The sequence below is a fragment of the Paenibacillus sp. FSL H3-0469 genome (genome assembly GCF_038051945.1).
Classification (GTDB): domain Bacteria; phylum Bacillota; class Bacilli; order Paenibacillales; family Paenibacillaceae; genus Paenibacillus_AQ.
The window spans coordinates 1,178,831-1,191,524 of sequence record NZ_CP150302.1 but is presented as its reverse complement, the minus strand read 5'-3'; the positions used below and the strand labels follow the sequence as shown (position 1 = coordinate 1,191,524).

Here is a 12,694-nt window from a genome sequence, read left to right as displayed (position 1 = left end):
ATGTCTCAGCGTTTAGCGTTTGTAATCCGGTTGCGGCAAGGAAACAGGCTGTGGATTGGCTAGTACCCAATTCACGGCCAATTCGCATAATCTGGCCGGTTCATCATTACCGTTGCTATGGCGCAGATAACCGGCTAATTCCGCAGCTTCCTTCAGTTGTGCAGGGTCCAGAGGCGTGCCTGAGGCGAAGTGCAGAAGCAGTGCGCTGAGCATTTTACGGAAATCCGCATCCCAGTTGCCGCCGCCGTTATTCATGATTTCATAAGAGATCCGTCCAGTGATGCGAATGACCTCCCCCTGTACGGTAAGCGCCGGTCCTGAGCCGGGGATGAGCGCCTCCCATAGCTCCTGATGCTGATCCTGCCACCTTGTGCTCTTAACCTCGATCTTAGAAACGCCGTCATGCATCACCCGACCGGCTACAGGCTCCACACCGAACAGCTTGTACAGCTTGTCCAGGGCTGCTATGGTATCATCCAGGTAGTCTTTATTGAAATTAGCTTTGCTGAATTCAAAATTCTTGCCGATCTTCGTCACGGATTCCCTCATCTCCGGTGTGACTTCTGCCCCGGCTGCAAGCATCGCCTGCGCGATCTCAGCCATGCCGGTGATATCGGCATTCCGGCAATTGATCAAGCCCTTGGCCAGCGGGGTATTCCCGCGCTTGCTCACAGCATGGATGTTGGCGCCGTGAGCGATAAGATCACGGATCGCCCCAGTCCGGTAGTAGTTGACAGCGGCGTGCAGCGGGGTCTCATCCTGATAATCCAGGGCTTCCAGCTCAGCGCCAAGCTCAAGGAACAGCGGGATATTACCCGACCAGTGTCCGGCCTGCGAATGCAGCGGAGTGCGCTGATATTTATCCCTGGCGTTGATGTCAGCACCCTGCTCTACCAGCCAGCGGACCAGCTCATCCGGAATTTGCCGGATGCTGAGCGCGGGTTCTTTGTACGATCCCAAGGTTGCATTCCAGTCACATTTCTCAAAAACAGCCTTAAGTAGATCGATATCCCCTGATTTAACCAGCTCGCGGAAGTCCGCGGGTAAGGTAATTCTCTTTTTGCCCATTTGATTAATTCTCCTCCCTAAGATGAATCTCCCCTGATAGATCTACCATGAACTTAGTACAGCACTTCCACATTCTTCTCGGACAACACCTTCAGCCACGCCTCCGAAGGCTTGCGGTCGGTAATCAGCACATCGATCCGGCTTAGCTCTGCGAGTCTGGCGAAGGCCGTCTGGTCGAACTTGGTATGGTCCGCGAGCAGCACCACCTTGTGTGCCTGGCGGAGCATATATTTCTTCAGCTCACATTCCGGTTCATTGGAATCGGTGACCCCGCGGTCCATATCGAGGGCCTTGCAGCTGATTACGGCGGTGTCCACATTGTAGCGCTGAATGGTCTCATGGGCTACGGGGCCGACAAGCGACAGGGAACGGTGGCGGAGTGAGCCGCCTGTAGAAATAATGCTGTGGCTCGAGCTCGCGAACTCATGGAGAATGTTGATCGAATTGGTGATGATCGTCAGATTACTTTTATTACCCAGCAGCTTCAGGAATTCAAACGAGGTCGAGCTGGGGTCCACCATCAGTGTATCCCCGTCATTAATCAGATCGAGCGCCTGGATCGCTATTCTGCGTTTGATATCCGTATTGAGTGCTCCCCGGGTCAGAAAAGGCAGGTCCTCATTCGTATGCCTGTTCAGCATGGCTCCGCCGTAGGTCCGGCTTACAATGCCATCCTTCTCCAGCTTCTCCAGGTCTCTGCGGATCGTCTCCTCCGTCACCTCGAACATCCGGCTCAGATCGGAGACCAGCACCCGTTTGTCCTGATGGACAAGGTCGATTATTTTTTTGCGTCTTTCGGCAGCGAGCATATGTATCACCTTTCCAGAGTTGATAGTCTTAATATAGCCTGTTATTTCTGTGTTGTACAACATAGTGAACCCGAATTGCGCTGAAACCCACAGTAATCATTGCTTATTTTCCACAAAACAAACAATAAACAAACTAAAACAACTTATTATGTGTTTAAAGTGTTGACAACACAGATTAACGGCGATACGATGGGAAGGTCAACAGGTTGAAAGCATGCTTATAGTGTTCATTTACTATTTATGCGCCCGGGAGGCTGGTTAAGCAATGAGTACTCATGTCTATTAAGTGCCGTCAATTAACATTATGGGAAAGGGCTGTCTGAAGGACATCGCCCCGTACATTCAAGAGCTGAATCTGCAAAAAGCGCTTGTGGTCACAGACAAGTTCCTGATGAAGAGCGGAATCGCCGGAAGGCTGCTGGCCGTGCTGGAAGAAGCGGGAATTCAGTATGTGGTATATGATGAAGTGAAGCCGAACCCTACCTGCAAAAATGTCCATGACGGCGCAGATTTCCTGAAGCAGCACGAATGTGACTATCTGATCTCTATCGGCGGCGGCTCGCCGCAGGATACGGCCAAGGGCATCGGCATTGTTGCCACCAACGGCGGGCATATTGCCGATTATGAAGGCGTTCACAAATCCAAGCATAAATCGCTGCCGATTGTCGCGGTGAACACGACGGCCGGGACTTCAAGTGAAGTGACGATCAACTACGTGATCACGGATGAAGAGCGCAAGATCAAGATGGTCATGGTGGACAAGAACAGTATCGCCACCATCTCGGTGAATGATCCGGAGCTGATGGCCGATAAGCCCGCTGCGCTGACGGCGGCAACGGGCATGGATGCTCTGACGCATGCCATTGAAGCGCTGGTCACTCCAGGCGCCTATCCGGTAACCGATGCTACCGCACTGGCAGCGGTGGAGCTGATCTTCGCCAATCTGGCCCGCACGGTGACGGATGGACACGATATTGAAGCGCGTGAGCAGATGGTCTATGCCATCTTCCTCGGCGGTCTCGCTTTCAATAATGCAGGGCTAGGCTACGTGCATGCTATGGCCCATCAGCTCGGCGGGGTCTATGATCTGCCGCATGGTGTGTGCAATGCGATGCTGCTGCCTTATGTGGAAGAAGAGAATGCCAAGCATGTGCCGGAGAAATTCAGAGCGATTGCCAGAGCGGCCGGGTTGCAGACCGAAGGACGAAGCGACAAGGAATGTGCGGATTACGTCATTGAAGCGATCAAAGCCCTGTCCAAGGAGGTTGGCATTCCTGCCAAGCTGTCCGAGCTGGGTGTTGCTGAAGTAGATCTCGATCTGCTCGCTGAGAATGCCATGAAGGATGCCTGCGCACCCGGTAATCCTTTTATTCCGACGAAAGATGAAGTAATCGCGTTATTCCGCAAAATTCTGTAAATCACCTCCATAGAATAGGAGATTCCCTATGACCTATCATATCGCCGTCGATATCGGCGCCTCCAGCGGACGGCTGGTACTCGGACAGCTCGTGGACGGGAGCCTCCAGCTTGCGGAGCTTCACCGTTTCAGCAATGGCTTCACGGAGCAGGACGGCTCCTGCTTCTGGGATATGGATTATTTAATAGATGAGATTATTAAGGGGCTTCATCAAGCGAAGCTGGCTGGAATTAACAAGTGCACCGTTGGCATTGATACCTGGGCGGTAGATTATGTGCTGCTGGATGCCGAAGGTAAGCGGATCAATGAGGTCTATGCCTACCGTGACCGCCGGACGGACGGGGTGATGGAGGAGGTCGCGAAGCAGCTTCCGCCGCATAAGGTATACGCCAAGACCGGAATACAGCAGCTTCCCTTCAATACACTCTATCAGCTATATGCGCATGACCAGGAAGAGCTGAAGGCGGCCGATCAGATTCTGCTAGTGCCGGATTATCTCTATTACCGGCTCGGCGGACGGAAGATGAACGAGGCTACCAATGCCTCAACGACGCAGCTATTGAATCTTGCGACCCGTGATTTCGATGCGGAGCTGCTGGAATTCCTGGGTCTGCGGCGTGAACAATTTGCTCCGTTGACCGAGCCTGGGGAAGAGCTTGGCTTACTCTCAGGGGAGCTGGTGGAACAGTATGATCTGCCTGAATGCCGCCTGATCTGCGTGGCCACACATGACACAGCATCTGCGGTACTCGGTGTGCCTGCTCAGAAGGACCGTGCGTCAGCCTATCTTAGCAGCGGGACCTGGTCTCTGCTGGGAGTAGAGCTGGATCACCCGCTCAATGACAGCAGAGCGATGGCAGCCAATTATACCAACGAATGGGGCGCTTACGGGACTTACCGGTTCCTGAAGAATATTATGGGCCTCTGGCTGATCCAGGAAGTTCGCAGACTGGACGGCGAAAGGTATAGCTTCGCGGAACTGGCAGAGCAGGCCGCTGATTGCGCAGCCTTCCGCAGCCTGATTCCCTGCAATCATCCGCGGTTTCTTAAGCCCGGCGATATGATTCAGGAGATCCGCCAGGCCTGCCTGGAGAGCGGTCAGCCTGTGCCGCAGACGGCGGGCGAGCTGGCCCGTTGTATCTTCGACAGTCTGGCGTTATCCTACCGCAGCTATCTGGCTGAATTGGAAGACCTCACCGGGGAGTGCATAGAAGTGCTGCAGATTGTAGGAGGTGGAGCTAACAACAGTCTGCTGTGCCAGCTGACAGCGGATGTTACCGGCAGGGAAGTGCTGGCCGGACCGACCGAATCCACAGCCTTGGGTAATCTGGCTGTGCAGATGATTGAGGCGGGCCGCATGGCTGACATCCATGAAGCCAGGCAGATCATCGGCCAGTCCTTCGCGATTCCGTCTTATCTGCCGCAGCCGGTTCCTCAGCTGGCGGAGCTGCTGATCCGCTGGGAGCAGATTCAACCGGGAGCGAATGTTCACAATACGTAATTAGGAGGCAACAGCATGGATCAGAGCATCATTAACATCTACAACGAAGCCAAGAAATTATATGCAGCCCATGGGATTCATACGGATGAGGTACTGGAGAAGCTGGCGCAGATCAAAGTATCTCTGCACTGCTGGCAGGGCGACGATGTACGGGGCTTCCTGTTCAAGGATAAAGAGCTGAGCGGCGGCATTGCCGTGACTGGCAGCTACCCCGGCCGGGCCGGTACACCGGATGAGCTGCGTCAGGATCTGGAGAAGGCCCTCTCGCTGATTCCCGGCAAGCATAAGGTCAATCTGCATGCGATCTATGCCGATACGAAGGAACAGGTGGATCTGGATGAGCTGGCGCCGCGCCATTTCACGAACTGGGTAGAATGGGCCAAGGAGCAGGGATTAGGTCTTGATTTCAATCCGACCTGCTTCTCGCATCCCAAGGCGGCGGACGGCTTCACCCTCAGCCATGCGGACGAAGAGATCCGCAGCTTCTGGATTAAGCATTGCAAGGCCTCCCGCAGCATTGCCGAGCACTTCGGCCGCGAGCTGGGCCAGCCGTGTGTCACGAATTTCTGGGTGCCGGATGGCTACAAGGATACTCCGGTGGACCGACTGGCACCGCGCATGCGCCTGAAGGAATCGCTGGATGAAATCTTCAGCGAGGAGATGGATCCGCAGTACACGATCGATGCCGTGGAGAGCAAGCTGTTCGGTATCGGCTCGGAGAGCTACGTGGTCGGATCGCATGAGTTCTACATGGGCTACGGCCTGACACGCGGCAAGGCTATCTGCCTGGATGCCGGACATTTCCATCCGACGGAAGTGATCTCGAACAAGCTCAGCTCCATCCTGATGTTCAGCGAGCAGCTGCTGCTGCATGTCAGCAGACCGGTCCGCTGGGACAGTGATCATGTAGTCACGATGGACGATGAGCTGCTGGAGATTGCCCGCGAGCTGGTTCGCGGGGATCTGCTGCCGCGCACGCATATCGGCCTCGACTTCTTCGACGGCAGTATCAATCATCTGGCGGCTTGGGTAATCGGCACGCGCAATACGATCAAGGCCCTGCTGCGCGCCATGCTGGAGCCGGTAGAGGAGCTTCGGGCCATTGAACGGGCTGGAGATTACACCTCGCGGCTGGCCTTGGTGGAAGAATTCAAGTCCTATCCGTTCGGTGCCGTCTGGGATTACTACTGCGCTTCGCAGGGGACCCCGGTCCGCGAGGGGTGGCTGGCTGAAGTGAAGAGCTATGAGCAGGAAGTATTGGCTCTAAGATAAGATCAAGCTGCTGAAAACACAAAATAACAAGTACCCGCACGCTGAAGGGGCATATAGAAGGAGAGAGCATATGAGTACATCCGTAATTGAATCCAAGGGGTATATATCCGGCGTCACTGCGCCTTTTATCGAGGAAATGTCCGAAATTACCCATCACATGTGGTCGCTGGGCTGGGATGAGCTGAACGGGGGCAATGTCAGTTACCTCCTGGATGAAGAAGAGGTAGCCAAATATATCAATATCCGCGAGCCGCTGCGTACGATCAGCCTTACCTTCCCTGTAACCGAGCTGGCGGGCAAATACTTCATCGTTACCGGATCGGGCAAGTATTTCCGTAATGTGATTAAGGACCCGGAAGCCAACCTTGGTGTACTGCGTGTCAGCAGCAGCGGCGAGAGCGTGGAGGTATTGTGGGGACTGCGCAGCGGCGCTATTCCGACCAGTGAGCTTGCTTCCCACTTCATGAGCCACATTGAGCGGCTGAAGGTAGATCCCGCGCACCGGATTGTGCTGCATACTCATGCAACGAACGTGATTGCCATGACGTTCACCCATGATTTGGATGAGCTGAAATTCACCAAGACTCTGTGGGAGATGTGCACGGAATGTCTGGTGGTCTTCCCGGATGGCGTCAGCGTCATTCCCTGGATGGTTCCGGGCAGTAGTGAGATCGGGCGGGCCACCGCGGATAAAATGAAGGATTACCGCGTGGTCATCTGGCCGCAGCATGGCATCTTCGTAACCGGCCAGACTATGGATGCGACGTTCGGATTAGTAGAGACCATTGAGAAGGCCGCCATCGTCTATAATCTGATCGGCGGACGAGAAATCAAGCAGAAGATTACCGATCAGCAGCTGGCGGATCTGGCTGCAGCCTTCCGGGTGACTCCGAAAGCCGGCGTGCTGGACTTATAAGACATTATCAGCCGCTCTTAGACTGGCAGTAATTTGCATTTGCCGCCGGAAACCGTCATACTATGCTTACTTAAAGTAATCATTGTATGAATTGGAGGCTAGTGGATTATGAATGTTGCTGCATTGTTTGAACCTTTTGAATATGGAGGCCTGTCCCTCCGCAACCGTGTGGTGATGGCACCGATGACCCGGGTGCATTCCCCTGGAGGCGTACCCGGTCCTGAGGTGGCAGCATATTACCGCCGCCGCGCGGAAGGCGGGGTAGGCCTGATCATAACGGAAGGCACAGCCATTGATCATCCGGCAGCGGTCAGCCATCAGGATATCCCGAACTTCCATGGCGAAGCCGCCCTGGAGGGCTGGGCGCAGGTCGTGCGCGAGGTGCATGCCGCAGGGGGCAAGATCATGCCACAGCTCTGGCATGTCGGCATGGCCCGCAGCATCGGTGAAGGGCCTAACGCTTCGGCGCTGCCCATTGGCCCGTCCGGGCTGAATCTGGCCGGAGAGCAGGTCACGGAGTCGATGACGAAGAGCGAGATTCAGGCCATCGTCAGTGCCTTTGCCAAGGCGGCGAAGGCGGCCAAAGCCATCGGCTTCGACGGCATTGAGCTGCACGGTGCCCACGGCTATCTGATCGACCAGTTCTTCTGGGAGAAGACCAACCGCCGGACCGATGAATACGGCGGCGATCTGGAAGCGCGCACCACCTTTGCGGTGGAAGTGATTGATGCCTGCCGCCGCGCGGTAGGACCGGATTTCCCGATCATCCTACGTTTCTCGCAGTGGAAAGCCGGAGCCTATGACGCCAAGCTGGCTGAGACTCCTGAGGACCTGGCCCGCTTCCTGGCTCCGCTCAGCAATGCGGGTGTGGATATCTTCCACTGCTCGACCCGGCGGTTCTGGGAGCCGGAATTCGCAGGCTCGGAGCTTAACCTGGCAGGCTGGACGAAGAAGATCACGGGCAAGCCTGCCATTACAGTAGGTTCCGTGGGACTGGATAGTGCGTTCACCAGTGCGGTCACGGAGAAGGACCAGGACGACAATATCGACCGTCTGCTGGAACGCCTGGAACGGGCTGAATTCGATCTGGTAGCAGTAGGCCGGGCGCTGATCAGCGATCCTGCATGGCCTGCTAAGGTGCAGGCGGGCAAGCCGGACGAGATTATTCCGTTCACCTCCGAGGCGACCCAGACTTTGTATTAATCAATAGAGCTTGATCTGTAACACCCTGTGCCAAGCCATTAGGTTAGACTTCAAGTCTATCAGCTCATGGCTGCCCGCATGGGGTGTTCTTTTTTGTCCGTGAAGCCTAATTCTTATCCGTTATCCCGGCCCCAAGCGGAAATTCTTCTCGCAAACAGCCTTCGCTTTATCACCTCTGGATTTGTGAGTTGCGACTACCTCTCCGTCATACAGAATGGTACAGCTGATCCAGCTGGCCGCCTCATCCTTGTCTGCCTGCACCTTAGTGGAGGTCAGCGGGATGAAGGCGTCCTTGGGGATGGTAAATTCCTCTCTGTAAGGAACTTCGATAGTATCCAGATAGACACTTTCCGGATGCTTCCGGGCATCGATGTCCACCTCCAGATTAACTGCCGAATCGCTGTCACTTTCAATTAGCACCTCTACCCGTATGGCATCGGCATCCGGTTCAGCCTGTACTGGGGAGGGCTCAGCGGTCATTCCATCCTTGGATTCTTGTGTTATTCCGCAGGCCGATAATAGAAGCAGTGCACTGGCCAGCAGGGTTGTCCTTCCTATTTTCCTGAACATCATCTTTATTTGTTTAGCGTTACTCATGTCTGTTCTCCTTTCCTGGTGTGCAGATAATAGCGGATCATCTCATCTACAAAGGACATGAATGCGCGATCCATGCCCATTACGACAGGCTCTGCCCCGTCAGCGGGTCTGATCTGCTCCCAATACTTATCCAGCAGCTTGGCATCACCCTCGAACAGCTCCAGTGCCTTCTCGTACAACCGGCCCGCCAGATGTTGTGCTTCTTGAGAATAGGGAGATGAGGACTTTAACCGTACTGCCTGCTCCAAAATATCCAAAAGCTCCTCCATCTGCCGGTTGTTGCTGCCAAGCACAGGGAGATGCTGAAGAATCCCGGTTTCCTTAGCCGTAAAGGGTGAATCCTCCGTGAATTCGGCAGGTATGATTTCTCCGCTCAAAGGGCGGTTATTCATGGCACTAATGATGTGCGTCAGATCCTGCAAATTCTCCGTTCCCTTGAGCCGGATGGCATGAATGGTTGACCGGAGATAATACTGCTTGCGGCTTAACTCTTCCTTCTTCTGTTCTATCAGCTCTATCTGCTCGTTTAATGAAGCAATCCAATTATCATCTTCTTGCGCAGAATGCTTATTCTCTAACAGCCCTTTAATCTGTTCTAAGGTATAGCCGACCGATTTCAATAAAAGAATTTTTTGAAGCCGGAGGATGGCTTTGGCATCATAATAGCGATATCCGTTCTCTGAAATAAGTGCGGGCTGTAACAGCGCAATTTGTTCATAGTGATACAGGGTTCTTTTGCTGATATTTGCGGTTTTCGCTAACTCCCCAATGCGGATCATAGTTACGTTCCCTCCTTAGTAACACTATAAACGATAACGTATACGTTATAGTAAAGCTTTTAAATCCAACTTGACCCCGGATATAGAATGGTATCTATTGGGATTCTTATGATATAATTTTACACTAGAAAAGCTCTGAAAATACGGGGACATCAGCAGAGGATGTGACTTTAGCATGGTGAAGGGGAGCAAGGATTACGGGCAGTATTTCGATTTCACGGATGCCAAACTGATCAGCGAGACTGAAGGCAAGACCACTTACCGGATCAAAGGCAGAAACGTGCAGATCAACAGCCAGCCCGATTACAAGGAAGGCAAGCGGCGGGGCAAGGAAGAGATCGAGGTGCTCTATCATTTCGACATTCCGCCGGAGATGGCAGATTTCGGTGCAGGCAAAAGCTATCATATTACCACCTACGGCTGCCAGATGAATGAGCATGACACGGAGACGATGAAGGGAATGCTGGAGCAGCTCGGTTACCGGGCGGCTGAAGACCGCAGTGAAGCTGATATTATTCTACTTAATACATGTGCGATCCGCGAGAATGCGGAGGATAAGGTATTCGGAGAGCTGGGCCATCTCAAAACACTGAAGCTGGAGAAGCCCGGCCTGCTCCTGGGAATCTGCGGCTGTATGTCCCAGGAAGAGGGCGTGGTCAACCGGATCATGAGCCGGTACGGCTTCGTGGATCTGATTTTTGGCACCCATAACATCCACCGTCTGCCGCAGCTGATCAAGGAAGCGGTATTCAGCCGCGAGCTGGTCATTGAGGTCTGGTCCAAGGAAGGCGATATCATTGAGAATCTGCCGAAGAAGCGGGAGGGTCTGCGTGCCTGGGTGAACATTATGTACGGCTGCGACAAGTTCTGTACCTACTGCATTGTGCCGTTCACCCGGGGGAAGGAGCGGAGCAGACGTCCCGAGGATGTCATTGCCGAGGTGCGGGAGCTGGCCCGCCAGGGGTTCAAGGAAGTAACGCTGCTGGGGCAGAATGTGAATGCCTACGGCAAGGATTTTACCGACATTGATTATACCTTCGGCGACCTGATGGACGACATGCGGGGAATCGATATTCCGCGTATCCGGTTCATGACCTCGCATCCGCGTGATTTTGACGATAAATTGATTCATGTGCTGGGCAAAGGCGGCAATCTGGTGGAGCATATCCATCTGCCGGTGCAGTCGGGAAGCACAGCTGTGCTGAAGCGCATGAGCCGCAAATATACCCGTGAAGCCTATCTGGAGCTGGTCCGTAAAATTAAGGAAAACGTGCCGGATGCGGTGCTGACTACCGATATTATTGTCGGCTTCCCGGGTGAGACGGAGGAGCAGTTCGAGGAGACACTGTCCCTGGTGCGCGAAGTAGGGTATGATATGGCGTATACCTTCATTTATTCTCCGCGTGAAGGGACTCCGGCAGCCGGGATGGACGATAATGTTCCGTCAGAGGTCAAGAGCGCGCGTCTCCAGCGTCTGAATGATCTGATCAAGGAGCAGAGCCGGCTGGGGAATGAGCGGATGCTGGGCCAGCGGGTGGAGGTTCTGGTGGAAGGCGAGAGTAAGAATAATGCCCGGATGCTGGCCGGACGTACCCGTGACAGCAAGCTGGTGCATTTTGAAGGCCCGTCCTCCCTGATCGGCACGCTGGTGCAGGTGAGCATTACCGGCGCGAAGACTTGGTACATCCAGGGGGACTATCAGGCGGAAGCCGCAGCGGTCCTCTAATTATAGAGAAATGGGGCGAGAAGAATGAGCCAGGAAGAAGCACGACTGAATGAATATGGCATGCAGACCCACAATACCCGCGATTTAATTGTCCGGGAGGATATCATGGGCAAGGCGAAGGACTTGGCTGCACTCATCTCCACCAGTGAGGAGGTCCGTCATTTTCAGCAGGCCGAGCAGAAGATTCTGAATCACGAGCGTGTGCAGGGACTCATTGCTACGATTAAGAAGAAGCAGAAGGAGATCGTGGCATTCGAGAGCTTCAAGAATCAGGCCATGGTCGAGAAGATTGAACGTGAGATCGAAGAGCTGCAGGATGAGATCGACAGTATCCCGGTTGTGAACGAGTTCCAGCAGAGCCAGAGCGATATCAATTATCTGCTGCAGATGGTGATTTCAGTGATCAGGGATACCGTTTCGGATAAAATCAATGTGGAAGCAGGCACCGAGGCACCGCCCTCCACCTGCGGAGATTAATGCAGAACACCCCGGGGGCGGATGTGAATCCGTCCCTTTTTACATAAGCCGGCAGGCCGGCTCCTGTTGATTTTGGGCGGACAGGTTTGGTACATTAAAAGATACGAACAACAAACAATAGCACGGCAAAGGATGATCTATAGTGACTGAGAACGCGGAACAAGCCTATAACGCCAAGAAGTACCGCACTCCGGATGGCGTTCCGGCGGATATTGTCATGTTTACACTAACCAAGCGCGAGCGGAAGACCGTCACGAAGACACTGCCGCTGCGCGAACTGAAGGTGATGCTGGTCCGGCGCAAAAAATGGCCGTGTGCGGGCATGTGGGCCCTGCCGGGCGGCTTTTGCCAGGAGGATGAATCGATCTATGATGCTGCCACGCGCGAGCTGAAGGAAGAAACGGGCGTGGACGGCGGACATTTGGAATATCTCGGCGTCTACAGCCAGCCGGGCCGTGACCCGCGCGGCTGGATTATCAGCCACGCCTTCTTTGCGCTAGTGGAGGAGTGGATGCTGGAGCAACGGCAGGCTTCGGATGATGCAGGCGAGGTTGGCCTGTTCACCCTGCAGGAAGCGCTGGAGGAGCTGGAGCTGGCTTTTGACCACCATGATATTATTACCGATGCCTACCTGCGGATTCAGCAGCAGATGCTGCAGACGACGATTGCCCGGCAGTTCCTGCCGCGCCATTTCACGCTGAGCGAGCTGTACCAGGTGATCCAGACGGTGGTGCCGGAATTCAAAGAACCGAATTTTATCCGCAAAATTACGTCAACACGCAGCCGTCAGGGTATATTAAAAGAAGTGAGCGATGAAGCGGGGAACCCGCTCAGCTCCAATCAATACTCCCAGCGCCCGGCACAGCTCTATATGTTCACGGACCATGAGCCGTTATTATCCATTTATACGTAAGCTGCCGGGAAGTGCA

12 protein-coding genes are annotated in these 12,694 nt (G+C 54.2%); 8 read left to right on the top strand and 4 right to left on the bottom strand.

Annotated elements, in window-relative coordinates:
* Nucleotides 1–12 precede the first annotated feature (12 nt).
* Together NSS83_RS05120 and NSS83_RS05115 are read right to left on the bottom strand one after the other, a co-directional pair.
* Nucleotides 13–1,068: an ankyrin repeat domain-containing protein gene (locus tag NSS83_RS05120; RefSeq protein WP_341185452.1), complete on the bottom strand. Its 1,056-nt coding sequence runs from the start codon at nucleotides 1,066–1,068 to the stop codon at nucleotides 13–15.
* 53 nt (nucleotides 1,069–1,121) lie between these two features.
* The gene (locus NSS83_RS05115) at nucleotides 1,122–1,877 is read right to left on the bottom strand and encodes a DeoR/GlpR family DNA-binding transcription regulator (protein ID WP_341185453.1); all 756 of its coding nucleotides are present in this window, start codon (nucleotides 1,875–1,877) and stop codon (nucleotides 1,122–1,124) included.
* Nucleotides 1,878–2,163: 286 nt separating this feature from the next.
* Between NSS83_RS05115 and NSS83_RS05110 the strand changes: the two genes are divergently transcribed.
* The 5 genes from NSS83_RS05110 to NSS83_RS05090 all read left to right on the top strand — a co-directional run bounded on the left by NSS83_RS05110 (nucleotide 2,164) and on the right by NSS83_RS05090 (nucleotide 8,186).
* Complete coding sequence (locus NSS83_RS05110; RefSeq protein ID WP_341347801.1) at nucleotides 2,164–3,294, top strand: iron-containing alcohol dehydrogenase; 1,131 nt, start codon at nucleotides 2,164–2,166, stop codon at nucleotides 3,292–3,294.
* 28 nt (nucleotides 3,295–3,322) lie between these two features.
* The gene (rhaB, locus tag NSS83_RS05105; protein ID WP_341185455.1) at nucleotides 3,323–4,795 is read left to right on the top strand and encodes a rhamnulokinase; all 1,473 of its coding nucleotides are present in this window, start codon (nucleotides 3,323–3,325) and stop codon (nucleotides 4,793–4,795) included.
* Between the two features lie 15 nt (nucleotides 4,796–4,810).
* Entirely contained in the window at nucleotides 4,811–6,067 is a 1,257-nt protein-coding gene (rhaA, locus tag NSS83_RS05100) for an L-rhamnose isomerase (RefSeq protein ID WP_341185456.1), read from the top strand.
* 70 nt (nucleotides 6,068–6,137) lie between these two features.
* On the top strand, nucleotides 6,138–6,983 hold the full coding sequence (rhaD, locus tag NSS83_RS05095; RefSeq protein WP_341185457.1) for a rhamnulose-1-phosphate aldolase: 846 nt from the start codon (nucleotides 6,138–6,140) through the stop codon (nucleotides 6,981–6,983).
* 108 nt (nucleotides 6,984–7,091) lie between these two features.
* Nucleotides 7,092–8,186 (top strand): NADH:flavin oxidoreductase, encoded by a 1,095-nt coding sequence (locus NSS83_RS05090; protein WP_341347800.1) that lies wholly within the window; start codon nucleotides 7,092–7,094, stop codon nucleotides 8,184–8,186.
* Between the two features lie 120 nt (nucleotides 8,187–8,306).
* Here the strand turns inward: NSS83_RS05090 and NSS83_RS05085 are convergent, their stop codons facing one another.
* Both NSS83_RS05085 and NSS83_RS05080 read right to left on the bottom strand, forming a co-directional pair.
* The gene (locus NSS83_RS05085) at nucleotides 8,307–8,783 is read right to left on the bottom strand and encodes a hypothetical protein (RefSeq protein ID WP_341185459.1); all 477 of its coding nucleotides are present in this window, start codon (nucleotides 8,781–8,783) and stop codon (nucleotides 8,307–8,309) included.
* Nucleotides 8,780–9,562 (bottom strand): MerR family transcriptional regulator, encoded by a 783-nt coding sequence (locus NSS83_RS05080; RefSeq protein WP_341185460.1) that lies wholly within the window; start codon nucleotides 9,560–9,562, stop codon nucleotides 8,780–8,782. The genes NSS83_RS05085 and NSS83_RS05080 overlap by 4 nt, the downstream gene beginning before the upstream one ends.
* A 175-nt stretch (nucleotides 9,563–9,737) precedes the next feature.
* Between NSS83_RS05080 and miaB the strand changes: the two genes are divergently transcribed.
* From miaB to NSS83_RS05065, 3 genes are all read left to right on the top strand, one after another.
* A complete protein-coding gene (miaB, locus tag NSS83_RS05075; RefSeq protein WP_341185461.1) occupies nucleotides 9,738–11,288 on the top strand; it encodes a tRNA (N6-isopentenyl adenosine(37)-C2)-methylthiotransferase MiaB in 1,551 nt (516 codons plus the stop codon).
* A gap of 24 nt (nucleotides 11,289–11,312) precedes the next feature.
* Nucleotides 11,313–11,765, top strand: a complete 453-nt coding sequence (locus tag NSS83_RS05070; RefSeq protein WP_036699099.1) for a YlbF family regulator — start codon at nucleotides 11,313–11,315, stop codon at nucleotides 11,763–11,765.
* Nucleotides 11,766–11,904: 139 nt separating this feature from the next.
* Nucleotides 11,905–12,678, top strand: a complete 774-nt coding sequence (locus tag NSS83_RS05065; RefSeq protein ID WP_341023363.1) for an NUDIX domain-containing protein — start codon at nucleotides 11,905–11,907, stop codon at nucleotides 12,676–12,678.
* The last annotated feature ends 16 nt before the right edge of the window (nucleotides 12,679–12,694 follow it).